Origin of the sequence: Vibrio sp. T3Y01, from assembly GCF_013114525.1 — a bacterium.
GTDB classification, from domain to species: Bacteria; Pseudomonadota; Gammaproteobacteria; order Enterobacterales; family Vibrionaceae; genus Vibrio; species Vibrio chagasii_B.
In genome coordinates this window covers 56,452-80,563 of the sequence record NZ_VTXJ01000026.1, presented here as the reverse complement: position 1 = coordinate 80,563, position 24,112 = coordinate 56,452, and the positions used below count along the sequence as shown (strand labels likewise).

The following is a 24,112-nucleotide window of genomic DNA, read 5'->3' as shown; positions in this document are numbered from 1 at the left end:
ATATTCATCAACGAGTGCCCACACAGATTGATAGGTTTAAATTGTTAAAGAGCTTTTCCTTTTTGAGCTTCGCTCAAATCGGACGGCCATTTTAGCGATTTAAGTTTTAGTGTCAACCACTATTTTCAAAACTTTTTTCAAGCGCTTAGCTTGGCTAACTTGGCTTACTGATTCGTTCTGGTTTCCTAAGAAGCCATCCCGTGTCAGCGAGGTGGCATTATAGAGATTTCGATCACACTGGCAAGCCCTTTTTTAAGTTTTTCTTACTTTTTTGATTGTTCGAGTGTTTTTTGTTCAAAACACGCCATTTTCACTAGTATTCTCCACAAATAAAGGCTTATGGTGCCTATATAAAGGAGGATTTATGAGTTCAATACGTAGTTACAAAGGTATATCACCTCAGATCGGACAAGGTGTCTATATAGATACAAGCTCAGTACTTGTTGGTGATATCAAAATTGGTGATGACTCTAGTGTATGGCCTTTAGTCGCAGCTCGAGGAGATGTGAATCATATCCATATTGGCGATAGAACTAATATCCAGGACGGTAGTGTTCTCCATGTTACCCATAAGAATGCTGAGAACCCTGAAGGTTATCCTCTATTAATCGGCAATGATGTCACTATCGGCCATAAAGTGATGCTACATGGTTGCACGATTAAAGATCGTGTACTCGTGGGTATGGGCGCTATCGTATTAGATGGTGTGGTCGTCGAACAAGACGTGATGATTGGTGCAGGAAGTTTGGTTCCACCTAACAAGGTGCTTGAAAGTGGCTATCTATATGTAGGAAGCCCAGTTAAACAAGCACGCCCACTGAATGATAAGGAACGTGCTTTTTTACAGAAATCAGCTGACAACTATGTTCAGAATAAAAACGACTACCTAGACTCTGTGCTTCCCGTTTAAAGCGCTTTAATCTGAATTCGATTAGAGGAGTCATACTCCTCTTCTTCTATTAACTCTTCCGCTAACTCTTCAATATCAAAACGAAGCTCTGCAAAGATAGCCAAAGCTTGTTCGCCGCCTTCGATTTCTTTGTCTGATAATCGTGACAACTCTTCAATCGACACTTCACACTCAATCAGTGCGCCTGACTGCTGAGCTGGGAAGATAATAGATTGACTCTCTTCATCCCAATTTTGGATATCTGGGAATAGGATTGATTGATTCATTTTTTCTGAATACCTTGTTATATCTCTAGGTTCTTACGTAATTCTCTTAAAATCTGTTTTGTGCCCGGGCGAAGACCACGCCACAACATGAAACTCTCAGCCGCTTGCCCTACTAACATCCCCAAGCCGTCATAAGCAGCATGAACACCATTATCTAATGCCCATTGGTTAAATACCGTATTGCCCGAACCATAAACCATGTCGTAGACGACACTATTATCGTTGAAGATAGCAGGAGAAACTTCTGGTAGTTGACCACTTAGACCTGATGACGTGGAGTTAATAATGACATCAAAGCCTTCGTTCACATCACTTAGCCCCATCCCTTTTATGTTTCCATGCGAAGCAAACATGTCAGCTAACAATTCAGCCTTTGAACTGGTGCGGTTAGCCACCACTAATTGCTGTGGCTTTTGATCAAGCAAAGGTTGAATCACTCCTCTTGCTGCGCCACCAGCACCCAGTAAGAGGACTCGAGCTCCCTCTAATACTACTTGGTGTTGAAGTAAATCTTGAACAAGCCCCTCACCATCAGTGTTATCACCAATGATTTCTCCGTCATCTAGCTTCTTCAATGTATTAACGGCACCAGCTAGTTGAGCTCTTTCAGTCAATCGATTAGCAAACTGATAAGCATCTTCTTTAAATGGTGCTGTGACGTTACACCCTCTTCCACCTTCACTAAAAAAGGCTTTAGCTGAGGTAATGAACTGGCCATGTTCTGGCTGCAGTGCTGTATAGGTAAGCTGCTGGTTAGTTTGGCGAGCAAATAACGTGTGGATGAATGGCGATTTGCTTTGCCCAATAGGGTTACCGAAAACGGCATAACGATCTACTTGCTGTGTCATATCCTTACCTAACAGAAATAATAAAAAGGGTCATCTATATAGATGACCCTATCACTATCCCTATAAGGAAGGAAGAACTACCAAGCTCGAGGTTTTAGGTAGTCACTATAAAGCAACGCTTCTGGTGACCCTGCTTGAGGTTCGTAACGGTACTCCCAGCGAGCCAATGGCGGCATAGACATCAAGATAGATTCTGTGCGTCCGCCACTTTGTAGGCCAAATAGGGTGCCACGGTCATACACTAGGTTGAATTCAACGTATCGACCACGGCGGTAAAGCTGGAAGTCACGCTCACGTTCACCATAAGGTGTCTCTTTACGACGCTCAACAATAGGTAGGTACGCCGCAGCATAACCTTCACCAACAGCCTGCATGTAAGCAAAACTCTTTTCAAAGCCCCACTCATTTAAGTCATCAAAGAACAGACCACCAACACCACGCGTTTCATCGCGGTGAGGCAGATAGAAGTACTTATCGCACCACTCTTTGTGTTCTTGATACACGTTATCACCAAATGGCGCACACAGGTCTTTAGCGGTTTGATGCCAAGACTGGCAATCTTCATCAAAAGGATAGAATGGCGTTAAATCGAAACCACCACCGAACCACCAAATAGGGTCTTCGCCTTCCTTTTCGGCAATAAAGAATCGAACGTTAGCATGAGAAGTTGGGATATAAGGGTTTTTAGGGTGGATAACTAACGATACCCCCATCGCCTCAAACTTACGTCCTGCTAATTCAGGGCGATGAGCGGTTGCTGAAGCGGGCATTGCCTTACCTGCAACGTGAGAAAAGTTTACACCACCTTGTTCAAAGACCGCACCGTCAGTCATAACACGAGTACGGCCACCGCCACCAAGGCGATCGCCAGGTTCGCGTTCCCATGCATCTTCTTTAAACAGTGCGCTACCATCAGCTTGTTCAAGCTGTTGGCAAATCGAATCTTGTAGGCTCAGTAAAAACTGCTTTACTGCTTCTTTATCAATTGCTGACATTTTACTTTCCTTTGCAGGGTTTAACCCTGTCTTAATATTTTCGACGTTTTTGTATCTCTGATTTCGCTTGGCTTGTCACGACCACCCGTTTTCCCTTCAAGAATCGCAACCAAGTGTTGACCAAGTTGCTGTTGTACTTCTTCAGTCGTCATACAAGGCGGTTCGCCCGTCAGGTTAGCACTGGTAGAGGTTAACGGCTTACCGAATTCATTACACATTCTTTGAACCAAAGGGTGATCCGTCACTCGCACAGCGATTGAATCAAACTGACCACTCACCCAATCAGTCACTTTAGCACTGGTTGGCATGATCCAAGTGACCGGCCCCGGCCATGTTGCTTTAACCGTCGCTAGTTGCTCATCGGTCAGTTGGCTTTCATCAATATAAGGAAGCAGCTGCTCGTAACTTGCCGCAATCAAGATCAAGCCCTTTTCAACTGGACGCTGTTTTAACTCGAGTAATTTCTTGATGGCATGTGGATTATCAGGATCACAACCAACCCCAAAAACGCCTTCGGTCGGGTAAGCAATGACTTCGCCCTGTTGTAATGCCTGCAATGTATGTTGAAAGTTATCCACGGGTTGCCTCATTAAGTCAGTTATCGAACTCGCTAAGTGTACAAATTATCACTCACTGTTACTAAAGCTATTTGTTTATAAAATGTATCAATTGGCAATTTAGACTGACGCAAACGTTTTCCTAAAGCAATTTTACCCGTATAATGCGCACAAAATATCTAATCACTAATTAAATCGTACCTGAAGGAGTTTGAGATGACTGTCGGTATTATCATGGGTTCTAAATCTGATTGGCCAACAATGAAGCTAGCTGCGGACATGTTGGATCAGTTTGGCGTAGCGTACGAAACAAAAGTGGTTTCAGCTCACCGCACACCTCAGTTGCTTGCAGACTACGCAACCAGTGCAAAAGAGCGCGGTATTAAAGTCATTATTGCTGGTGCTGGCGGTGCAGCTCACCTACCAGGCATGGCAGCTGCTTTCACAAGCGTACCTGTACTTGGTGTTCCAGTTCAGTCTAAAGCGCTGAAAGGCATGGATTCTCTGCTTTCTATCGTGCAAATGCCAAAAGGTATTGCTGTAGGTACTCTAGCTATCGGTGAAGCGGGTGCAGCGAACGCTGGCATCCTAGCTGCTCAAATCATTGGTACACACAATGAAGAAATAATGGCAAAAGTAGAAGCATTCCGCTCTGAGCAAACAGAAACGGTACTTGCTAATCCAAACCCTGCAGAGGACTAATTCCCATGCATGTTCTTGTGTTAGGCGCGGGCCAACTTGCTCGCATGATGTCCCTAGCTGGGGCACCACTGAATATTGAAATTTCTGCTTTTGATGTTGGCAGCAAAAATATTGTTCATCCATTAACGCAAGCGATTCTAGGCAACGGCTTAGAAAATGCGATTGAGCGCGCGGACGTGATTACTGCTGAATTCGAACACATCCCTCATGATGTGCTTGAAGTATGTGAGCGCAGCGGTAAGTTCTTACCGACCACAGAAGCAATCAAAGCTGGCGGTGACCGTCGCCTCGAAAAAGCGCTATTAGACGAAGCGAACGTAAAGAACGCTAAGTACTATGTGATTAACTCTCGCGAAGACTTTGACGCTGCAATTGTTCATGTTGGCCTACCTATGGTGTTGAAGAGCACACTTGGCGGCTACGATGGCAAAGGCCAGTGGCGTTTAAAGACCTTAGACAACGTTGAAGCAACTTGGACAGAAATGGCCGAGTGCATTACTGCAACCGACAATCAAGCAATCGTGGCAGAAGAGTTTGTTCCATTCGACCGTGAAGTATCACTGGTTGGTGCGCGTGGAACCAATGGAGAGGTTCAAGTTTACCCATTGGCAGAAAATGTTCACACCGATGGCGTATTGAGCTTATCGACCGCAATTGATGATATTGAGCTGCAAGAACAAGCGAAAGCCATGTTTACTGCGGTTGCTGAGCGCTTAGATTATGTTGGCGTGCTAGCACTTGAGTTCTTTGACGTTCAAGGTTCACTGTTGGTTAACGAGATTGCACCACGTGTTCATAACTCAGGTCACTGGACACAGCAAGGTGCCGAGACTTGTCAGTTTGAGAATCACCTTCGTGCGGTCTGTGGAATGCCACTAGGTAGCACCAAGCTGATTCGTCCGACCGCAATGATCAACATCCTTGGTGAAGATACTCTACCTGACGCTATTTTGGCTCAGGGCGGTTGTCATGTGCACTGGTATGGTAAAGAGAAACGAGCAGGCCGTAAGATGGGGCACATTAACGTGAGCGCAGACTACAACGCCGAATTGCAAAGAACATTATGTTCACTAGCAGATATCCTCGACAAAAAAGCTTATCCAGCTATTCATGAGTTTGCTGAGCAGATGAAATAAGCAAATATGGCTTTTGTTGGTTTAGATACAAAAAAACGGCGCTCAGTGAGCGCCGTTTTTAATTCTATAACCTAAAGCGATTCAGATTGAATGTGATGACACTTTCGGTCAGCACATTGCTTTTTCATCCCTTGAGCTGTTTTCTTCTCAAGTAACAGCGGGAACTGACACGCTTCACAACGACCGATAATAGGCTGCTGGTTTACTGCAAACTTACACTTAGGGTAGTTATCACACGCGTAGAAAGTTTTGCCGTAGCGAGATTTACGCTCGACCAAATGGCCTTTACCACATTCAGGACAGCCGACCAACGGCTGCTCTTCAGTTTGTTCTTTGGGCTGGTCTAAAGATTCTATGTGATTACACACAGGGTAGCTGCTACAACCAATAAACATGCCATAGCGACCTTGCCTCAACACCAGCTCGTTTTGGCATTTAGGGCACGGTACACCCAGCTCTTTCACTACATGACCATCGTTTTGGTGCAAAGGCTTGATGTAGTCGCAACTCGGATATTGCTTACAGCCTAAAAACGGGCCGTGCTTACCGTGGCGAAGCTGAAGCTCTCCGCCACACTGTGGACACGGTTCGTGCTCTAGTGCATGTTCATGTGCTGAAAAAAGCTGATTATCAATCTTACTACTCATGATAAGCCTGTATTAATGCAAGATACCTTGCTCTTTGGTGTACAACAGCTCTTCCATTTGCGTGTAAGCACTTTCATTACCCGGTACATTGAACAGTACCATTAAGATAATCCACTTCAGATCATCCAACTCAAACTCATTGGTCTCTAACCCCATCACACGATCAATCACCATTTCACGAATCTCTGTCGTGAGAACGTTGATCTGTTCAAGGAACAACAAGAAACCACGACACTCCATATTAATACGTGATATCTCTTTACTTGTGTAAACACGCATCGAGGTATTAGAGCACATAGTAATCGCCGCTTGGTTATCGGTATCTTGCAGTGCAGCAAGGTCTTCTAACCAATGGAGAGCCTTATAAATATCATCTTGGTGAAACCCCGCTCGAAGAAGTTCATCTTCAAGTTCGTCTTGATCCACCTGCAATTCAGAATCGCTATGGATGTAGGTTTCAAACAAGTACATCAGTATGTCCATCATCATAGCTAGCCTCTCCCCTTTCGAATATAGCCACCGGAAACTGCAACAACATGCCCTGAGAGCTCAAGCTCTAAAAGCTGCATCATGACTTCATGCACAGGTATATGGGTTCTCTGTGCCAAAATATCAACGGGTGTCGCCTCTAATCCTACGTTAGCTAACAGATGTGGAAATGGCAATTGTTCATTTTCTTCCAAGCTTGGCGCAGGTTCGAATAAATTAGCCTGTTGATCTATAGACCAGTCTAACAGACTCTTTATTTCAACCAATACATCTTGAGCACTCTGTACCAAGCAAGCGCCGGCTTTGATCAAGCTATTGCCTCCACGGCTCGTCGGGCTATGAATAGAACCTGGAAGCGCAAAGACTTCACGTCCTTGCTCCAAAGCATAGCGAGCGGTAATGAGTGAACCACTTTTCTCTGCAGCCTCGATCACCAAGGTTCCTAACGATAAGCCACTAATAAGACGATTGCGACGCGGGAAATGTTCAGGTCGCGGTTTGGCACTTGGACGAAACTCTGAAATTAGCGCCCCACTTTCACATATCCTAGCCGCGAGGTTTCTGTGTCTTGCAGGATAAATAGAATCCAAGCCTGAGCCCAATACAGCAAAGGTTTCGCCTCCTTTATCTAGTGCGCCATCATGGGCATAACCATCAATACCAAGCGCTAAGCCGCTGGTGACAATCAAACCATTTTGTACAAACTCTTTAGCGAATGATTTCGCCGTCTGTAGCCCTTCGATGCTGGCATTACGGCTGCCAACCATCGCGATTTGAGGTTCAATCAGCTTTTCAACGTTACCTCTAACGAAAAGCACAGTAGGCGCCGAGGCAATCTCACTCAGCAATTTAGGATAATGTGGGCAACTCGGAGTCAGGATGTGATGGTTGGATTGTTTAGCTCGCCAAGCGAGACAAGCCTCTACCTCTCTTGGGGCTTGTTCTCGTAGATAGGAGATTTGTTTGGTTGATAAACCTAGTGCTTGTAGCTGTTGCCCTGAGTAACCAACAATGTTTAAAGGAGAATCAACACTCAGTAGGCGAGCAAGACGCTTTCCACCCAGTTGCGGAATAAAGCTTAACGTTAACCAAGCGATCAGTTGCTGTTCATTCACTCGCTTCCCTCTTCCGTCACTGCAAGGTCCAAAGGCGATACCGCCACAATGTCATTACTCACTGGCTTTGAACTTTGAGTGATCAAGGCGAGGCTAAAATACTCATAAGGACGAATGACCATCAAGCTACCGAGCGAGGTGCTTGGTAGCTGCACTTTATTACTCGCTGCAGATTCTTTGTAGCTGTATTCACCTTGTTTGCCGAACACGACTGCACCACTTTCACTGAGGGTAAACATGGAGCCTTGACGAAGATTGTCCTGTGAGCCTTTATTGATTACCACCACCTGATTTTTAGCGCTGTATTGATTACCCTCGAGAGAGCCTAAAATATTGGCAAACTGACCCGCCGCACAGGGGGTAGGATAAAACGTAGTAGAAAGATTCACCTGGTCGACGCCCAGTTCGGGTAGTACTAGGTCATTAAGTAGAACTTCTTGCAGCTGAGTGTCTATCTGTAGGCTACTGAACTCATCGTCCACTTCTTTTAAGCGCGCAGTGGCAACCAAGCGCAAAGAAGTAATACTCGCTTGAGGCTGCTGCCTTTGATAAGTTTCAACGGCGCGGTAGATACCCCACTTAGGGTGCTGCTGTTTTCCCGAGATAAACAACCGATCTGCACCAGACAAGAAGCGTTTTCCATCGCTTGTTCCCAACACTCGTTGCGCCGAGTCAATATCTTGCTGCTCAACCAAGCGATCAGACTGCAAATAAGGCAAAACCAACCCCTCGTTGACGGTAGGTATTGCTTTCTTCTCCGAGACACGAATCTTAGGGCTGAGTTTGATAACAGGCTTGAGGCTCAAGACAGGTTCACCATTAATCCAAACCAACGACAGTTTGTCTCCGGGATAAATAAGGTGAGGATTTTCTATCTCTGGATTCACCTGCCATAACCTTGGCCACAACCAAGGGCTATCGAGATACATCGCAGAGATATCCCACAAGGTGTCGCCCTTAACCACCACATAAGCCTCTGGCGCACCTCGCTTAATGGTTAAAGGTTGTTCACTATTCTCTGCCACCACGGCAAAAGAAATTGAGGAAAAAACAAGCGATAAAGTGGAGTAAATATGACGCATGACCTAGCTTCCTTGGTCTGTATATATGACATCGGATTGGAGAATTACCATCAGGATGCTGTCATTTGACCTCTAAAATGTCTAGAATTGAGCCAACAAGGTTAAAGCTGTTTCGGCACAGTTCAATATTTCGAGTGTATATGTCTGTATTACAAGTATTAACATTACCAGATGATCGTCTACGTACCGTGGCGAAACCGGTAAAAGAAGTTACCCCAGAGATTCAAAAGTTCGTTGATGACATGATTGAAACCATGTACGACGAAGAAGGTATCGGCCTTGCGGCGACGCAGGTAGATTTCCACCAGCGTATCGTAGTAATTGATATTTCAGAAACGCGTGATGAACCAATGGTTCTTATCAACCCTGAAATTATCGAGAAGCGCGGCGAAGATGGTATCGAAGAAGGTTGTCTATCTGTACCTGGCGCTCGAGCTCTAGTACCTCGCGCTGCAGAAGTAACGGTTAAAGCACTAGACCGTGACGGCAACGAATTCACCTTCGACGCTGATGACCTTCTGGCTATCTGTGTTCAGCACGAGCTTGATCACCTAGAAGGCAAGTTATTTGTTGATTACCTATCGCCACTTAAGCGTAAACGTATTCAAGATAAGCTAGCGAAAATCAAACGCTTCAATGAGAAGCAAGGCAATTAATCGCAGCTATTACTAAATTAAGAAGGAAGCCTACCTTGAGTCAGTCTTTAAGAATTGTCTTCGCAGGTACTCCGGATTTCGCCGCCCGTCACTTGGCGGCGTTGTTGTCTTCGGAGCATGAAGTTATTGCTGTTTATACACAGCCAGATCGTCCAGCAGGCCGCGGTAAGAAACTGACTGCGAGCCCAGTAAAAAACATCGCACTTGAAAACAATATTCCGGTTTACCAACCAGAAAACTTTAAGTCAGATGAAGCTAAGCAAGAGCTAGCGGATTTGAATGCGGACATCATGGTTGTTGTAGCGTACGGCTTATTGCTCCCACAAGTGGTTCTAGATACGCCTCGCTTAGGTTGTATCAATGTGCATGGCTCTATCCTACCGCGTTGGCGTGGTGCTGCTCCAATTCAACGCTCTATCTGGGCGGGTGATAAAGAGACAGGCGTAACGATCATGCAGATGGATATCGGCCTAGATACTGGTGACATGCTAAGCATCGCAACGCTACCAATTGAAGCGACAGATACCAGCGCATCGATGTACGAGAAGTTAGCAGGCCTTGGCCCTGACGCACTTGTTGAGTGTTTAGCTGACATCGCTTCAGGCAAAGCAGTCGCTGAAAAGCAAGACGATGAGCTTGCTAACTACGCGAAGAAGCTAAGCAAAGAGGAAGCGCGTATCAACTGGAGTGATGACGCAGCTCATATTGAGCGTTGCGTTCGTGCTTTTAACCCATGGCCAATGAGCCACTTTGAGGCTGCAGAAAACAGCATCAAGGTATGGCAAAGCCGTGTAGCAGAGCAAACCTCTGATAAGGCTGCAGGTACTATTCTGCAAGCTGATAAAACTGGTATCTATGTAGCAACGGGGCAAGGTGTACTTGTTCTTGAGCAGCTACAAGTTCCAGGAAAAAAAGCCATGTCAGTTCAGGATATCTTGAACTCTCGTGCAAGCTGGTTTGAAGTTGGAACTCAACTTTCTTAACCGCTTTAAAGCTGCCATAACGCAGTTTAGAAAACCTTTACGAGGGCAGAGATGCCCTCATGTATTCAAATAAATATTCGGTACCCCTCATGAATGTTCGCGCTGCTGCTGCAAATGTCCTATTTCAAGTTGTCGATAAAGGCCACTCTCTTTCACACGCTCTCCCTGCGGCTCAAAAAACGATCCGCCCGCGAGACCATGCTCTACTGCAAGAGATTTGCTACGGCGCACTTCGTTACCTGCCTCGTCTAGAGTCAATCGCTAACGAACTGATGGAAAACCCGCTTAAAGGTAAAAAGCGCGTATTCCACCACCTAATTTTGGTGGGCATTTACCAACTGAGCTTCATGCGCATCCCTTCGCATGCTGCTGTTGCGGAAACGGTTGAGGGCACCAAAACACTGCGCGGTCCAAGCCTAAGTGGTTTGATCAATGCAGTATTACGTAGCTACCTACGTGACCAAGAAGAGCTGGATGAAAAAGCGGTTAGCCACAACGCGGGCAAATACGGCCACCCAAGCTGGATTCTAAAAATGCTTCAAGAGAGCTACCCAGATCAATGGGAGCAACTGATTGAAGCCAACAACAGCAAGGCACCGATGTGGCTGCGCGTAAACCGCCAACACCACACTCGTGACGAGTATGTTGAACTGCTTAAAAACGAAAACATTGAATACACCCTGCACTCAGAAGCAGCGGATGCAATAAAATTGGCCGCACCTTGTGATGTAACTTTATTACCAGGCTTCGACAAAGGTTGGGTTTCAGTGCAGGACGCAGCGGCTCAGCTTTCTGTAGATTACCTAACACCAAAAGATGGTGAGCTAATCCTAGACTGTTGTGCAGCGCCAGGCGGTAAAACCGCACACATTCTTGAGCACACCAACGACACTGAAGTGGTTGCGATTGACTGTGATATTAAACGCCTAGACCGTGTTTACGATAACCTTGAACGTCTACAACTGCGTGCCGACGTAATTTGTGGCGATGCTCGCTACCCTGAAGAGTGGTGGATGGGCGACAAATTTGACCGTATCCTGCTTGATGCTCCTTGTTCTGCGACTGGCGTAATCCGTCGTCACCCAGACATCAAATGGCTACGTCGAGCATCTGATATTGAAGCGCTTGCTGAACTGCAAAGTGAGATCATGGATGCAATGTGGCGCCAGCTGAAAGAAGGCGGCACCATGGTTTACGCGACATGCTCTATCACACCGCAAGAGAACGTTCTGCAGGTGAAAGCATTCCTAGAGCGCACTGAGAACGCAACGCTAGTTGGGTCTGATATCGAAAATCCGGGTCGTCAAATACTGCCTGGTGAAGAAGATATGGATGGCTTCTACTACGCAGTTCTAGTAAAACAGGCATAACAATTAACAGCGGCTAAGAATTTTATTTCTTAGCCGCTGTTTCTTTCTAGTGCATTATCAAAGCAAAATGAGAACACTAGAATTACAACGGCAAAAATAAGAGAAAGGCTATGAAGATCATTATCCTAGGTGCTGGACAAGTAGGCGGTACCCTTGCTGAAAACCTAGTGGGTGAAAACAATGACATCACGATCGTCGACCGTAACGCCGACCGACTGCGTGAACTTCAAGATAAATATGACCTTAGGGTTGTAAATGGCTATGCCAGCCACCCAAACACATTACGTGAAGCGGGTGCGCAAGATGCCGACATGTTGGTTGCAGTAACCAACATGGATGAAACCAACATGGCCGCATGTCAGGTTGCCTTCTCTCTTTTTAATACACCAAACCGAATTGCACGTATTCGTTCTCCAGAATATCTGGAAGAGAAAGAAGCGCTGTTCAAATCAGGCGCTATTCCTGTCGATCACCTGATCGCACCGGAAGAGCTGGTGACCAGCTACATTGAACGTTTGATCCAATACCCAGGCGCACTACAAGTGGTGAGCTTTGCAGAACAGAAAGTCAGCCTAGTGGCGGTAAAAGCTTACTACGGTGGTCCACTGGTTGGTAATGCCCTGTCTGCTTTGCGTGAGCACATGCCGCACATCGATACGCGTGTGGCGGCTATCTTCCGTCAAGGTCGCCCTATTCGACCGCAAGGCACCACCATCATTGAAGCCGATGATGAAGTGTTCTTTGTAGCGGCAAGTAACCACATCCGCTCAGTCATGAGTGAGCTACAACGCCTAGAAAAACCGTACCGCCGTATCATGATTGTCGGTGGTGGTAACATCGGTGCAAGCCTAGCGAAACGCCTTGAGCAGAGCTACAGCATCAAGCTTATCGAGCGCAGCTACACGCGTGCAGAGAAGCTGTCTGAAGAATTAGAAAACACCATCGTATTCTGTGGTGACGCCGCAGACCAAGAGCTGCTATCCGAAGAGAATATCGATCAAGTTGATGTATTCATTGCCCTAACCAATGAAGATGAAACCAACATCATGTCAGCAATGCTGGCTAAGCGCATGGGTGCCAAGAAAGTAATGGTACTGATTCAGCGCGGTGCTTATGTCGACCTTGTACAAGGCGGTGTAATTGACATTGCAATCTCTCCACAACAGGCGACCATTTCTGCGCTACTTACTCACGTTCGTCGTGCTGATATTGTTAACGTATCCTCTCTACGTCGCGGCGCTGCTGAGGCGATCGAAGCCATTGCCCACGGTGACGAAACCACATCGAAAGTGGTTGGCCGAGCGATTGGCGATATCAAACTACCACCGGGTACCACTATTGGTGCCATTGTTCGCGGAGAAGAGGTGCTTATTGCGCACGATAGAACCGTGATCGAGCAAGATGACCACGTAGTAATGTTCCTAGTAGACAAGAAGTACGTGCCTGATGTTGAGTCTCTTTTCCAACCGAGTCCGTTCTTCTTGTAGCCTTTTTTCATAAGTCTTCACGTAGAACGCGCTCAGGCATTAAGCTATGGTCAATTTTCGTCCTATATTATTAGTGATAGGGTTAGTGTTATCAAAACTGGCCCTTTTCATGTACATCCCAACACTAGTAGCCTTCTTTACCGGTACCGGTGGTTTTCTCGAATTCGGTCAATCCGTAGTGATCACGCACATCGTAGCGTTCATCTGCTTGAGCTTGGGCCGCTCTGCTAAGTTCCGACTCGGGGTGCGGGATATGTTCCTGATCACCTCTCTGGTATGGACAATAGCCAGTGCCTTCGCCGCACTGCCGTTTGTGTTCATCAATCACATCAGCTTTACCGATGCCTACTTTGAAACTATGTCCGGTATTACCACAACAGGTTCAACGGTATTGAGTGGCTTAGACGGCATGGCACCAAGCATCCTACTGTGGCGCTCGATATTGCAATGGCTTGGCGGCATTGGCTTCATCGTAATGGCGGTGGCAGTACTGCCGATGCTCAACGTCGGTGGTATGCGCCTGTTCCAAACGGAATCTTCCGATTGGTCTGATAAAAGCAGCCCGAGAGCAAAAACCGTCGCCAAGAACATCGTAGCGGTTTATCTGGTATTAACTGGCTTGTGCTTAGTGAGCTACCTGTTTGCAGGCATGAGCGTGTTTGACGCCATCAACCACTCGTTTACCACGCTATCAACTGGCGGTTACTCGACCTCTGATGGCTCGATGAACCACTTTTCAAATAGCGCTCACTGGGTGGGCACAGTGTTCATGTTCCTTGGTGGCTTACCATTCCTGCTATTCGTTAGCGCATTACGCGGTAGAAAACTGTCTATCCTCTACAAAGATGCTCAGGTGAAAGGCTTCACCTACCTGTTTTTGTTCACCAGTGCGGTCATTTCAGCATGGCTAGTGGTGAGAGATGGCTACACCGTTTTGGATGCACTACGTGTTTCTATGTTCAACATTGTTTCTGTGGTCACCACTACCGGCTTTGGCTTGGAAGACTTCACAGCATGGGGCGCACTACCAACCACCTTGTTTGCCTTCTTGATGATGGCTGGCGCATGTTCAGGGTCAACCTCCGGTGGTATCAAGATCTTCCGCTTCCAAATAGCGATGACGATGCTTCACAAACAGATGATGAAACTGATTCATCCTTCAGGTGTGTTTGTTCAACGCTACAACCAGCGTCCTGTGAGCGACGACATCGTGCGCTCATTGGTAGCATTTGGCTTGATGTTCTTTATTACGATTATCTTAATTGCTGGCGGATTAAGTGCGATGGGGTTAGACCCAATCACCAGTATCTCAGGTGCCATTACAGCGGTAGCTAACGTTGGCCCGGGGATGGGTAGCGTAATCGGTCCAACAGGTAACTTTGCTCCGCTGCCAGACGCCGCTAAGTGGTTATTAAGCTTTGGTATGTTGATGGGCAGGCTCGAGATACTGACGCTGATCGTTCTATTCTTCCCAGCCTTCTGGCGACGCTAATTGCACGAATATTTAAGGAAACAGAGATGAAATCATACCTACTTATCGCAAGCGCACTACTGAGCAGTTCGGCATTGGCCGATCAGATGGTGACTCTGCAAGATGGCAAGCAGATACTGCTGAAAGATGATTTTACGTGGCAATACGTAGCACCACAGCAGAAAACCAAAGAAGCAGTAACGTCAGAAAGTACGGTGCCTGTTGCTGCCGCACCTGTTGTCGCCGTTCCGATTGCAACCAATGTACAAGGTACGACGATTGCTGTTGATAGCAAGAAGCCGAGCCTACAGTTGTCACAATCAGGGGTTGATGTGGTACTCGGTGCTAGCCACTATGAAGATGGTGAGCTTATTATCCCAACGGCGATTACCAATCAAAGCACACAAGCTTTGATCTTGGTGTCGGTAAAGCTCGAGCTTTATTCTGCGAGCGGTGAGCTTTTAGAAGAGAAGACGGTCGCCGTTTGGAAATCAATCAAGCGTATGGCAGATACCTACCTTCGACCAAAAACGGATGCCGAAGGTACTTCTATCAAGCTAGAGGTTGAGCAACATCCTGAGTACCAAATTAAAGCAGAAATCGTTGAAGTACTGACTCGCTAAACCGGAGTCACATACAGATAGATAGCGAAGAAATGGCAAGCGCAGCCCGCCAACACAAACAAGTGCCAGATGGCATGATTGTATGGGATGCGCTTAGCTACATAGAAAATCACACCTAACGAGTAAATCACGCCACCGAGTGCTAATAGCACCAAGCCGCCCATCTCAATATTCATCGCCAGTTGATACACCACGATCAATGACAACCAGCCCATAGCTAAGTAAGTGACCAATGACAATCGCTTAAATCGGTAGACGAAGGCTATCTTCATAATTATACCGACCAGCGCAATTCCCCAAATCACCGCCATCAACCACATCGCTAATGGCGTTCTTAAGCTAACCAGTAAGAATGGTGTGTAGCTGCCCGCGATCAGTAAGTAAATCGCGCAGTGATCGAGAGTTTTCAGCAGACGTTTGGTTTTTTCTGTGGTGATAGAGTGGTAAAGCGTAGAAGCAAGAAACAGCAGGATAATACTGCTGCCATATACTGCCATACTGGTAATCGTCAGCATGTCGGCTTGATGGTCAAACGCACGGCTCAGTAGCAGGATTAAACCAACTACGCCAAGCACAACACCCAAGCCATGGGTTATCGCATTGGCGCGTTCTTCAATGTCACTGTATTCGCTCGCCGATGATGCAGACATAATTATCCTACTAGAGTAAATGTTCGATAACGCTAGTATTACACATTAAGCGTACACGTGTAAGCTTAAATTTTTATGACATGTAAAGCGCTGAGAGATCGAAGACAGTGATCCCTTAGACATCATTTATTCAGAAGAATATTAAGACGCATTTTCTAGGTACTCAATGACCATCTTACCCGCCTCTTCTGGGGAGGTATCCAATGGCACACTCAGCTGTCGATGTAATTGACCAATACCCAACAAGCTTGCCAACATACCTTTTGCGCCGTCACGATTACGGTCTATTTCAAACCATAGCTTAAGTTCTTTCTCATCACGATGAGCAACCACCTCCAGCTCGCGCCAGCGACCATGATATGGCCCAGTAGTTGGAACAAACTCAAACTCTTGAACAAACGGCAGTTCAAAGCCATCAACCGCTTCACACTCTACCTGGCGAATGCGTAGCCCTTGAGCCTCCAGCTCATTGAAAATACCATCAAGGAGTGCATCTGGTCGAACCGTTAAAATATCTTTATCCGACGGATCGATCGCCATCGCAATGTCTAATCCAGTTTCCAGCCATACCTTAGAATCGCCAATCGTCACCGGTGTGTTCAACGGAACATCAAACTCACACTCAAAGTCGCGAGTTTCACCCGGCTGAATCACAAACGCGTATGGCAGGCTCCATTTCGCTAGTGAGTATGTTTGATGCATGCGGCGTGTTTGGCCGCCCTCTTGCCTTTGCGAGTTCATGGTGACTTCTTTGACATAACGACAGCACAGATTAAGATCGATATTGTCGATCTCCTGCGGCTGAGCGCCACCATACACATGCACAATAATGCTCGCCTTTTGCCCTGGATACAGCACTTCCTGTTGCAATACAGAATCGACCTTAGCCGACCCAATACCAAAACTTGCTAACGTTTTCTTTAAGAACGACATATGCACCTCCTTTAAAGCATCATCTTAAGCCTGAAAGAGGTTCAAACTCAAATATACTGCTCACACTATTTTAGCTCTAATATCGTCTATTTATCACTCAAGCGTCGATCGATAACTGAGATAGTGATAATCTAATACCCGATATGCATGCATATCATTATCCTGATTTATTATTCGGATTGGCGGAAGCCAGACGAGTGACTTTTCAAGCAATTGAAGCGGATCTCATAGTGAATCAGGCCATTAAATTGGCAATGGATATGCCTGACCGTTAGGTAAATTAATGCGCCCAACAGCTGTCAGGTTCTCGCACACCAACCGTAGTGCGATGCGTCGACGTAGTGGCTTTGTTGCTGCTCCAACGGCAAAGAAATTGGCTCCTACAATGACTTTAGTTGAGAAGACTGCTTTATTAGCACCGACTACAACAAAAGTAATTAAAGCCGCTTAACAAAAAGCGCAGTTTTTACTGCGCTTTTTTCTTGCCTGGTATTCTCTTGAAATGCGTTTACACATTGGTATTCCTTAACCGATTTGATACCTTAGCCACAAATCATTATAAAATTTGTGGAGAATAAAGTATGAAGTGTCACCGCATAGAAGAACTGCTTGAACTGATGGAGCCTGAGTGGCAGAAAGATCAGGAGCTTAACTTATTAGAGTTCATCATTAAGCTGTCAAAAGAGGCAGGCTACGAGGGCAAGCTTGAAGACCTGACTGACGATGTACTTATCTACCATCTAAAAATGCGCAACAGCGAGAAAGATGAAATGATTCCAGGTCTGAAAAAGGACCAAGAGAATGATTTCAAAACCGCAATCCTAAAAGCGCGCGGCCTACTTTAACCACTTCAATGTGTTAAAGCATCATTGCCTTATAGATAAATAGCTCAATTCTAAAAAGCGACCTCTGGGTCGCTTTTTTGTTTCTGTTCGCTATTTTTTCGTCACAACTGTTATGACTTTTGTTGTTAAAGGTTGATAGCGTTAAAGAAATGAGAACAAGATTGTCGCTATAATCGCCACCCATAAGGATCTTCTAAAATAATAAGAGTGAGTGCTCTTTCAGCCTAGGCACCAAACTTAAAGCTTAGATCCTCTAACATCATATTTTTAAAGCAATGTCGTCAATACTCTCGAAGAAGGGTATAGCCACCAAAAGGATAATCCATGAGTCAGGATAAAATCGATATCAAAGATGTGACTCCTAAAACCTTTAATCCTAAGACACATAAAGGTAATGGAGATCGATTTAACCCAAGTAACCGAATCTATGTTCGAGAAAGCAAAGGTAAATTCCAACAATTACGCCGCTACGGTGGTTGGTTCTTACTTTTACTTTTTGCGCTGATCCCATGGATTCCATTTGGTGAGCGACAAGCAATCTTGCTCGATATCGGTAGCCAGCAGTTCAACTTCTTTGGCACCACTCTATACCCGCAAGATCTGACCCTACTCGCAATCTTATTCATGATTGCCGCCTTTGGCCTGTTCTTTATCACCACTTTTTTGGGCCGCGTGTGGTGTGGCTACCTGTGCCCACAAACCGTGTGGACCTTCATGTACATCTGGTTCGAAGAGAAACTGGAAGGTGCTGCCAACAAGCGAAGAAAACAAGATTCTGGCAAGTTAACCACCAACCTGATGATCAGAAAAACCATCAAGCACATTGCATGGTGGGCGATTGCGATTGCGACCGGTTTAACCTTTGTCGGTTACTTCATTCCAATCAAAGAGCTAGTGGTTGGTTTCTTTACCTTTAACTCTTCGTTCTGGCCTGTGTTCTGGGTACTGTTCTTCGCTGGTTGTACTTATGCCAACGCTGGTTGGATGCGTTCGATTGTTTGTCTGCATATGTGTCCTTATGCTCGCTTCCAATCTGCAATGTTTGATAAAGACACTTTCATCGTAGGCTACGACACTGAGCGTGGTGAGAGCCGCGGTCCTCGTTCTCGCAAGGCCGATCCTAAAGCGCTTGGTCTTGGTGACTGTATTGACTGTAACCTGTGTGTGCAAGTGTGTCCGACGGGCATTGATATCCGTGACGGCCTGCAATACGAATGTATTAACTGTGGCGCGTGTATTGATGCCTGTGACAAGACCATGGAGCGCATGGGCTATGAGAAAGGTCTGATTAACTACACCACGGAGCATAGGCTTGAAGGTCACTCAACTAAGGTGATGCGTCCTAAATTATTGGGCTACGGTGCAATACTTGTTCTCATGCTTGGCTTGTTCTTCGTACAAATCGCCAGTGTCGACCCTGCAGGCTTGAGCGTTCTACGTGATAGAAACCAACTGTTCAGAGTCAATACTCAGGGACTGGTTGAAAACACCTATACCCTCAAGGTGATCAACAAGACTCAACAAGAACAAGAATACAAACTCGATGTCAGTGGGTTACCAGGTTCAATTTGGTACGGCAAACAGACAGTAACCGTTGCTCCAGGCGAGGTTTTGAACCTACCTATCAGTTTAGGTGCCGATCCTGAAAAACTGAGCTCACCAGTTTCGACAATTCAGTTTATACTCTCGGATAATGAAGAGTTTACGATGGAAGTAGAAAGCCGCTTTATCAAGAAACTCTGATACTAATCACACACGATTGGTACAACACCCAATAAATGGAAAAAGGCTCAGTAATGAGCCTTTTTTATTATATGACGATGCAAGCCTTTAACTTTGATAACCTGACCCCCGACTTCATGTGGTACGCACTGGAAAGCATTGGGGTTCGTGCTGAATCCGGGCTTCTTGCCCTTAATAGCTACGAAAACCGGGTCTATCAATTCACCGATGAAGACCGTAAACGCTACGTCGTTAAGTTTTATCGCCCTCAGCGCTGGAACAAAGCACAGATCCAAGAAGAACATGACTTCGCACTGGAGCTCATCGACCAAGAAATTCCCGTCGCGCCGCCAATGAGTATCAATGGTGCTACCCTGCATGAGTATCAAGGTTACCTGTTCGCACTATTTGAGAGCGTAGGTGGTAGACAATATGAAGTAGATAACCTAGATCAATTAGAAGGCGTTGGCCGCTTCCTTGGCAGAATTCATAAGGCGAGTGCAGCGAAAACCTTTCAACATCGTCCTACCATCAGCCTAGATGAATACCTGCATCAACCACGTAAGATCCTAGAAAACTCTCAATTTATCCCGATGCACTTAGAGAACGCTTTCTTTAATGATATCGATCTACTGATCAAAGAATTAGAGAATCAATGGCCAAGCAATATTGAGAACATCCGCCTGCATGGTGATTGCCACCCAGGTAATATCTTGTGGCGCGATGGGCCAATGTTCGTCGATCTCGATGACGCACGTAACGGTCCGGCAGTACAAGACTTGTGGATGCTGCTCAATGGTGAGCGCCAAGATAAGCTGATACAACTCGATATTCTGCTAGAGAATTACCAAGAGTTTTGTGATTTTAATAGCTCACAACTGAAACTAATTGAGCCTCTACGCGGTCTACGTATGGTGCATTACATGGCATGGTTAGCTAAGCGATGGGACGATCCAGCGTTTCCTCTGGCCTTCCCATGGTTCAATGACCCGAAATATTGGGAGCAACAAGTACTTGCTTGTAAAGAGCAAATTGCTACCCTGCAAGAACCACCACTTTCGTTAATGCCTCAGTGGTAACCGCAATCGCAACATACAACTAGATAAAAATTCAAACATAATGGAGATTGAATAAATGAAAAAGCTATTCGCATTTTTCTCATTGATCATGTTGAGCCTTACCGCTCACGCTGCGAAATTTAACGAAGGTGAGCACTACAAAGTTCTTGATCTAGAAGCATCAAAGAAGCCTGTAGTAACTGAATTCTTCTCTTTCTACTGCCCACACTGTAATAGCTTTGAGCCAATCATCCAGCAGCTAAAACAGCAGTTACCAAAAGACGCTAAGCTACAGAAAAACCATGTTTCATTCATGGGTGGCAACATGGGTCTGCCAATGAGCAAAGCTTACGCGACCATGATTGCACTGAAAGTGGAAGACAAAATGGTGCCAGTGATGTTTAACCGCATTCACAACATGAACAAGCCACCACGCGATGAAGCAGAACTACGTCAAATCTTCCTAGACGAAGGTGTTGATGCTAAGAAATTTGATGCGGCATACAACGGCTTTGCGGTAGATTCAATGGTTCGTCGCTTCGATAAAGCATTCAAAGACAGCGGCCTGTCTGGTGTACCAGCAGTTGTTGTTAACAATCGTTACCTAGTAGAAGCTCAAGGTATCAGCAGCCTAGATGAGTACTTTGAATTGGTTAACTTCTTACTGAAAAAGTAAAAAAACAATCAAAAATACAAAATAAGGGAGCTTCGGCTTCCTTTTTTGTGCCTGACACTTTTTAATGACTTCTTGCAAGAGACACTATCTTTGGATGCGGTTCGGTTTCCCATTTATCCAATTTACCTTTATAAGGTGTACGATAAAGTGAACCTTTAGATTTCGTTGTTTTCTATAACCTTTTATTAATAGCTATTTATTACTGCCAATCACTGGGGCAAGGAGCCTCTGAATGAAAATCAAATATACGTTATTAGCGTTAAGCGTTGCTGCTGCGCCCGCGTTTGCCAAGCTTGCTGATGAGCCTGGTTTCAGTGGTGAAATCTCTATCAACACCGGTGTCACTTCTTCGACCTCAAATTTTAATACCGACGCTGACAGTAAGATCTCCTCAACCAATCAAAAAGCTTCGTCTGAAAGCTCATTTCTTGTCGCGCCGCTAGGTAGTATCGCTTACACCTTTGGTGAAAAGTTGAACCATCAGGTTTACACAGGTACAGCTCGTGATGATGTTGCGACGGGTACCGTAGTACTTGAGGTTGGTTACAAATACCAACTTGAATCAGGCATGGTTATCGATGCTTCACTACTACCAACCATTATGTCTGGTGAAACTTGGGCTGATCCATACAACACGAGCTCAGCTCGCAGTAAAACCGATGAAACCGGAAATGCGTTCCGCCTAAAACTAGAGAGTATTGCTGGCTCTGCGTTCTCACTGGATATGGCGTATGCGACCAAAGATGTGAAAAGCGATCTAGTTGAAGACGCGCTAAAACGCGACGCCGATACCTTGTACCTGAAAGGTCAGTACCGCCAACCGATTAGTCGCACCATGATGCTAGTACCGTCTTTAATTTATCAATCCAGTGATGCAAACGGCGATGCGGCATCGTTCGAGCAATTCGGGGGTGAGGTCAGCTTATTTGGTGGTATGGGGCGTCATCAATACGCACTAACAGCGGGTTACAACCAACGCTCTTACGATGCAAGCAGCATCACTTTCCAAAAGAAGCGCAGCGATGACAACATCAATCTATTCGCCGCGTATGAGTATGATCAGTTCATGGATTGGGAAAACTGGTCGTTCGTCTCCCTTGCTGGTTACGGCACAAGCGACTCGAACATTACCTTCTATGATGAGTCTCAATACATCGTTTCAGTTGGCTTGAACTACAAGTTCTAATCCAACCAACACAGATAAACTATCAAACCAAAGCCTGCATCTATGCAGGCTTTTTTCTGCTTTTCACTACACAGCTTGTGCCGTAAGTTGCTTCAATAATCTATCCATCGCGCGGTAACCAAGTGCTTCGGATAAGTGTTTCTTTTCTATCTGTTCATGACCGTCCAAATCAGCGATGGTGCGTGCGACCTTGATGATTCGGTGATAGGCACGAATCGACAACCCTAAACGATGCAGCGCTGTCTCGAGAAACTCCGCATCTTCGCGTCGCAGTGGACAGTACTTTTCAATTTCTCGACTACCAAGCAGTGCATTCGATTTATGGTTCCTAGACAACATGGTTTGACGAGCCTGTTTAACCCTTTGCTTCACGACTTGGGTGGTTTCGCCGCGATCACCACCTTCAGCGAGCGTTCCTTTAGGCAGAAGTGGGATCTCGAGGGACATATCAAACCGATCAAGCAACGGACCTGATAGCCGATTGAGGTAGCGCAATATAATCTGCGGGTTAGCGCGTGCTTGATTACCCTCATAGTAGCCAGTTGGACTTGGGTTCAATGCACCAATTAATTGAAAGCGCGCAGGAAAGCGAGTTTTGCCCGCCACCCGCGAGATAATGATTTCACCTGACTCCAGCGGCTCACGCAATGAATCAAGCACCTTGCGCTCAAACTCGGGCATCTCATCAAGAAACAATAAACCATTGTGCGCTAAAGAGATCTCGCCCGGGCGAGGTACAGAGCCACCACCAACCAGTGCTGCCATTGAACTCGAATGATGTGGCGCGCGAAAAGGGCGTTGCTTCCAGTTGTACTGATTAATCTCTTGTTGAGTCAAAGAGGCGACCGATGCCGTTTCCATCGCTTCTTCATCACTCATGTCAGGTAACAAATCACGCAGACGAGACGCCAACATGGTCTTGCCCGTTCCGGGAGGCCCGAGAAAAAGTAAGTTATGGTTACCCGCCGCTGCTATCTCCAATGCTCGCTTCCCCTGCTGTTGGCCAATGATGTCCTGCAAGTCGCGAAGCTCAGACACATCAACTTGATGTTGCTCAGTGCGATACAAACCCAGTTGAGCCTGACCACACATATCCGCACAAACTTCTAACAGGGTTTGAGCCGACTTATGGGCCCCTTTACCAACTAAGGCTGCCTGATCACCATTGTGATGCGGTACAACTAAGCAGCGATCAACACTATCAGCAGCCAGTGTCGCTGGCAGCACACCTTTAACTGAACGCAGTTCTCCAGACAGTGCCAACTCACCAATAAACTCATGCTGCGCGATCTTAGAAGTAGGAAGTTGCTCAGAGGCGACTAAGATTCCAAGCGCAATCGGCAAATCAAAACGGCCGCCCTCTTTTGGCAAATCCGCTGGAGCAAGGTTGACCGTGATTCTTTTCGATGGAAACTCAAAGCGAGAATTGATGATGGCACTTCTGACTCTGTCCTTGGACTCTTTGACTGTCGTTTCAGGCAAACCCACCAGCGTGAACCCCGGCATTCCATTGCTGATATGCACCTCAACCGTCACTTCTGGCGCCTCAACCCCCACACTAGCCCGGCTATGAATTATCGCGAGTCCCATAACTTTCCTTTCTCTTTGATTTAAAAGTATTCGCTCTGGATATTCATTGCGCACCAAAGCAATAAGGTTGTTATATAGCTTGGTGGAATGGTGTTTTAATGTGAAAAAAGAATGA

General features: G+C 46.0%; 26 protein-coding genes. 15 read left to right on the top strand and 11 right to left on the bottom strand.

Going from position 1 to position 24,112, the window contains the following annotated elements:
* Positions 1-364: 364 nt before the first annotated feature.
* The gene (locus F0232_RS21760; RefSeq protein ID WP_008221548.1) at positions 365-910 is read left to right on the top strand and encodes a gamma carbonic anhydrase family protein; all 546 of its coding nucleotides are present in this window, start codon (positions 365-367) and stop codon (positions 908-910) included.
* On the opposite strand, the gene F0232_RS21755 is transcribed toward F0232_RS21760, so the two are convergent.
* From F0232_RS21755 to F0232_RS21740, 4 genes are all read right to left on the bottom strand, one after another.
* The gene (locus F0232_RS21755) at positions 907-1,176 is read right to left on the bottom strand and encodes a DUF1488 domain-containing protein (RefSeq protein ID WP_105057685.1); all 270 of its coding nucleotides are present in this window, start codon (positions 1,174-1,176) and stop codon (positions 907-909) included. The genes F0232_RS21760 and F0232_RS21755 overlap by 4 nt on opposite strands.
* A 17-nt stretch (positions 1,177-1,193) precedes the next feature.
* The gene (gene aroE, locus F0232_RS21750) at positions 1,194-2,024 is read right to left on the bottom strand and encodes a shikimate dehydrogenase (protein WP_105057686.1); all 831 of its coding nucleotides are present in this window, start codon (positions 2,022-2,024) and stop codon (positions 1,194-1,196) included.
* 77 nt (positions 2,025-2,101) lie between these two features.
* Complete coding sequence (gene hemF / locus F0232_RS21745; RefSeq protein WP_008221554.1) at positions 2,102-3,019, bottom strand: oxygen-dependent coproporphyrinogen oxidase; 918 nt, start codon at positions 3,017-3,019, stop codon at positions 2,102-2,104.
* Between the two features lie 20 nt (positions 3,020-3,039).
* Entirely contained in the window at positions 3,040-3,597 is a 558-nt protein-coding gene (locus tag F0232_RS21740) for an L-threonylcarbamoyladenylate synthase (protein WP_105057687.1), read from the bottom strand.
* Between the two features lie 195 nt (positions 3,598-3,792).
* Between F0232_RS21740 and purE the strand changes: the two genes are divergently transcribed.
* Positions 3,793-4,278 carry a 5-(carboxyamino)imidazole ribonucleotide mutase gene (purE, locus tag F0232_RS21735; RefSeq protein ID WP_105057688.1) on the top strand — a complete coding sequence of 162 codons (486 nt, stop codon included), beginning with the start codon at positions 3,793-3,795 and terminating at the stop codon, positions 4,276-4,278.
* Positions 4,279-4,283: 5 nt separating this feature from the next.
* Positions 4,284-5,414, top strand: a complete 1,131-nt coding sequence (locus F0232_RS21730; protein ID WP_105057689.1) for a 5-(carboxyamino)imidazole ribonucleotide synthase — start codon at positions 4,284-4,286, stop codon at positions 5,412-5,414.
* A gap of 71 nt (positions 5,415-5,485) precedes the next feature.
* Here the strand turns inward: F0232_RS21730 and F0232_RS21725 are convergent, their stop codons facing one another.
* The 4 genes from F0232_RS21725 to F0232_RS21710 are packed head-to-tail and all read right to left on the bottom strand — an operon-like array spanning position 5,486 to position 8,747.
* Positions 5,486-6,061, bottom strand: coding sequence for a type I DNA topoisomerase (locus F0232_RS21725; protein WP_105057690.1), 576 nt, complete (start codon positions 6,059-6,061; stop codon positions 5,486-5,488).
* 12 nt (positions 6,062-6,073) lie between these two features.
* Positions 6,074-6,550, bottom strand: coding sequence for a DUF494 family protein (locus tag F0232_RS21720; protein WP_029235095.1), 477 nt, complete (start codon positions 6,548-6,550; stop codon positions 6,074-6,076).
* Positions 6,551-6,552: 2 nt separating this feature from the next.
* Positions 6,553-7,665: a DNA-processing protein DprA gene (gene dprA / locus F0232_RS21715; RefSeq protein WP_105057691.1), complete on the bottom strand. Its 1,113-nt coding sequence runs from the start codon at positions 7,663-7,665 to the stop codon at positions 6,553-6,555.
* Complete coding sequence (locus F0232_RS21710; RefSeq protein WP_105057692.1) at positions 7,662-8,747, bottom strand: LysM peptidoglycan-binding domain-containing protein; 1,086 nt, start codon at positions 8,745-8,747, stop codon at positions 7,662-7,664. The genes dprA and F0232_RS21710 overlap by 4 nt, the downstream gene beginning before the upstream one ends.
* Positions 8,748-8,887: 140 nt before the next feature.
* Here F0232_RS21710 and def point away from each other — a divergent pair, with 140 nt between their 5' ends.
* The 6 genes from def (at position 8,888) to F0232_RS21680 (ending at position 15,337) form a co-directional block, all read left to right on the top strand.
* The gene (gene def / locus F0232_RS21705) at positions 8,888-9,403 is read left to right on the top strand and encodes a peptide deformylase (RefSeq protein ID WP_008221567.1); all 516 of its coding nucleotides are present in this window, start codon (positions 8,888-8,890) and stop codon (positions 9,401-9,403) included.
* A 35-nt stretch (positions 9,404-9,438) separates the two neighbouring features.
* Positions 9,439-10,386: a methionyl-tRNA formyltransferase gene (fmt, locus tag F0232_RS21700; RefSeq protein WP_061033971.1), complete on the top strand. Its 948-nt coding sequence runs from the start codon at positions 9,439-9,441 to the stop codon at positions 10,384-10,386.
* Positions 10,387-10,475: 89 nt separating this feature from the next.
* Entirely contained in the window at positions 10,476-11,756 is a 1,281-nt protein-coding gene (rsmB, locus tag F0232_RS21695) for a 16S rRNA (cytosine(967)-C(5))-methyltransferase RsmB (protein WP_105057693.1), read from the top strand.
* 110 nt (positions 11,757-11,866) lie between these two features.
* Positions 11,867-13,243: a Trk system potassium transporter TrkA gene (gene trkA, locus F0232_RS21690; RefSeq protein WP_105057694.1), complete on the top strand. Its 1,377-nt coding sequence runs from the start codon at positions 11,867-11,869 to the stop codon at positions 13,241-13,243.
* 46 nt (positions 13,244-13,289) lie between these two features.
* Positions 13,290-14,735, top strand: coding sequence for a TrkH family potassium uptake protein (locus F0232_RS21685; protein WP_061033969.1), 1,446 nt, complete (start codon positions 13,290-13,292; stop codon positions 14,733-14,735).
* Positions 14,736-14,761: 26 nt separating this feature from the next.
* A complete protein-coding gene (locus tag F0232_RS21680) occupies positions 14,762-15,337 on the top strand; it encodes a DUF3157 family protein (protein WP_105057695.1) in 576 nt (191 codons plus the stop codon).
* On the opposite strand, the gene F0232_RS21675 is transcribed toward F0232_RS21680, so the two are convergent.
* Complete coding sequence (locus tag F0232_RS21675) at positions 15,334-15,987, bottom strand: hemolysin III family protein (RefSeq protein WP_105057696.1); 654 nt, start codon at positions 15,985-15,987, stop codon at positions 15,334-15,336. The two genes, F0232_RS21680 and F0232_RS21675, sit on opposite strands and share 4 nt — an antisense overlap.
* Before the next feature lie 141 nt (positions 15,988-16,128).
* A complete protein-coding gene (locus F0232_RS21670; RefSeq protein ID WP_061033967.1) occupies positions 16,129-16,920 on the bottom strand; it encodes a sporulation protein in 792 nt (263 codons plus the stop codon).
* Between the two features lie 283 nt (positions 16,921-17,203).
* Between F0232_RS21670 and F0232_RS21665 the strand changes: the two genes are divergently transcribed.
* From F0232_RS21665 to F0232_RS21640, 6 genes are all read left to right on the top strand, one after another.
* Positions 17,204-17,371 (top strand): hypothetical protein, encoded by a 168-nt coding sequence (locus F0232_RS21665; protein ID WP_004739323.1) that lies wholly within the window; start codon positions 17,204-17,206, stop codon positions 17,369-17,371.
* Positions 17,372-17,501: 130 nt separating this feature from the next.
* Complete coding sequence (locus F0232_RS21660; protein WP_061033966.1) at positions 17,502-17,765, top strand: YihD family protein; 264 nt, start codon at positions 17,502-17,504, stop codon at positions 17,763-17,765.
* 324 nt (positions 17,766-18,089) lie between these two features.
* On the top strand, positions 18,090-19,508 hold the full coding sequence (ccoG, locus tag F0232_RS21655; protein ID WP_008221279.1) for a cytochrome c oxidase accessory protein CcoG: 1,419 nt from the start codon (positions 18,090-18,092) through the stop codon (positions 19,506-19,508).
* A 71-nt stretch (positions 19,509-19,579) separates the two neighbouring features.
* A complete protein-coding gene (locus F0232_RS21650; protein ID WP_105057697.1) occupies positions 19,580-20,566 on the top strand; it encodes a serine/threonine protein kinase in 987 nt (328 codons plus the stop codon).
* A gap of 55 nt (positions 20,567-20,621) precedes the next feature.
* Positions 20,622-21,221: a thiol:disulfide interchange protein DsbA/DsbL gene (locus F0232_RS21645; protein ID WP_061033963.1), complete on the top strand. Its 600-nt coding sequence runs from the start codon at positions 20,622-20,624 to the stop codon at positions 21,219-21,221.
* A 232-nt stretch (positions 21,222-21,453) separates the two neighbouring features.
* The gene (locus tag F0232_RS21640; protein ID WP_105057698.1) at positions 21,454-22,407 is read left to right on the top strand and encodes a DUF2860 domain-containing protein; all 954 of its coding nucleotides are present in this window, start codon (positions 21,454-21,456) and stop codon (positions 22,405-22,407) included.
* Between the two features lie 66 nt (positions 22,408-22,473).
* On the opposite strand, the gene F0232_RS21635 is transcribed toward F0232_RS21640, so the two are convergent.
* Positions 22,474-23,997, bottom strand: coding sequence for a YifB family Mg chelatase-like AAA ATPase (locus tag F0232_RS21635; protein ID WP_105057699.1), 1,524 nt, complete (start codon positions 23,995-23,997; stop codon positions 22,474-22,476).
* Between the last annotated feature and the right edge of the window lie 115 nt (positions 23,998-24,112).

Bases quoted from the DNA above. Each gene is read 5' to 3' on its own strand.
- rsmB (WP_105057693.1), top strand. From the start codon at position 10,476: ATGAATGTTCGCGCTGCTGCTGCAAATGTCCTATTTCAAGTTGTCGAT.
- F0232_RS21685 (WP_061033969.1), top strand. From the start codon at position 13,290: ATGGTCAATTTTCGTCCTATATTATTAGTGATAGGGTTAGTGTTATCA.
- F0232_RS21755 (WP_105057685.1), bottom strand. From the start codon at position 1,176: ATGAATCAATCAATCCTATTCCCAGATATCCAAAATTGGGATGAAGAG.
- F0232_RS21760 (WP_008221548.1), top strand. From the start codon at position 365: ATGAGTTCAATACGTAGTTACAAAGGTATATCACCTCAGATCGGACAA.
- aroE (WP_105057686.1), bottom strand. From the start codon at position 2,024: ATGACACAGCAAGTAGATCGTTATGCCGTTTTCGGTAACCCTATTGGG.
- F0232_RS21650 (WP_105057697.1), top strand. From the start codon at position 19,580: ATGACGATGCAAGCCTTTAACTTTGATAACCTGACCCCCGACTTCATG.
- F0232_RS21640 (WP_105057698.1), top strand. From the start codon at position 21,454: ATGAAAATCAAATATACGTTATTAGCGTTAAGCGTTGCTGCTGCGCCC.
- F0232_RS21710 (WP_105057692.1), bottom strand. From the start codon at position 8,747: ATGCGTCATATTTACTCCACTTTATCGCTTGTTTTTTCCTCAATTTCT.
- F0232_RS21635 (WP_105057699.1), bottom strand. From the start codon at position 23,997: ATGGGACTCGCGATAATTCATAGCCGGGCTAGTGTGGGGGTTGAGGCG.
- F0232_RS21660 (WP_061033966.1), top strand. From the start codon at position 17,502: ATGAAGTGTCACCGCATAGAAGAACTGCTTGAACTGATGGAGCCTGAG.
- def (WP_008221567.1), top strand. From the start codon at position 8,888: ATGTCTGTATTACAAGTATTAACATTACCAGATGATCGTCTACGTACC.
- F0232_RS21665 (WP_004739323.1), top strand. From the start codon at position 17,204: ATGCGCCCAACAGCTGTCAGGTTCTCGCACACCAACCGTAGTGCGATG.
- F0232_RS21675 (WP_105057696.1), bottom strand. From the start codon at position 15,987: ATGTCTGCATCATCGGCGAGCGAATACAGTGACATTGAAGAACGCGCC.
- F0232_RS21645 (WP_061033963.1), top strand. From the start codon at position 20,622: ATGAAAAAGCTATTCGCATTTTTCTCATTGATCATGTTGAGCCTTACC.
- F0232_RS21720 (WP_029235095.1), bottom strand. From the start codon at position 6,550: ATGATGATGGACATACTGATGTACTTGTTTGAAACCTACATCCATAGC.
- F0232_RS21680 (WP_105057695.1), top strand. From the start codon at position 14,762: ATGAAATCATACCTACTTATCGCAAGCGCACTACTGAGCAGTTCGGCA.
- hemF (WP_008221554.1), bottom strand. From the start codon at position 3,019: ATGTCAGCAATTGATAAAGAAGCAGTAAAGCAGTTTTTACTGAGCCTA.
- F0232_RS21670 (WP_061033967.1), bottom strand. From the start codon at position 16,920: ATGTCGTTCTTAAAGAAAACGTTAGCAAGTTTTGGTATTGGGTCGGCT.
- F0232_RS21730 (WP_105057689.1), top strand. From the start codon at position 4,284: ATGCATGTTCTTGTGTTAGGCGCGGGCCAACTTGCTCGCATGATGTCC.
- F0232_RS21725 (WP_105057690.1), bottom strand. From the start codon at position 6,061: ATGAGTAGTAAGATTGATAATCAGCTTTTTTCAGCACATGAACATGCA.
- purE (WP_105057688.1), top strand. From the start codon at position 3,793: ATGACTGTCGGTATTATCATGGGTTCTAAATCTGATTGGCCAACAATG.
- ccoG (WP_008221279.1), top strand. From the start codon at position 18,090: ATGAGTCAGGATAAAATCGATATCAAAGATGTGACTCCTAAAACCTTT.
- trkA (WP_105057694.1), top strand. From the start codon at position 11,867: ATGAAGATCATTATCCTAGGTGCTGGACAAGTAGGCGGTACCCTTGCT.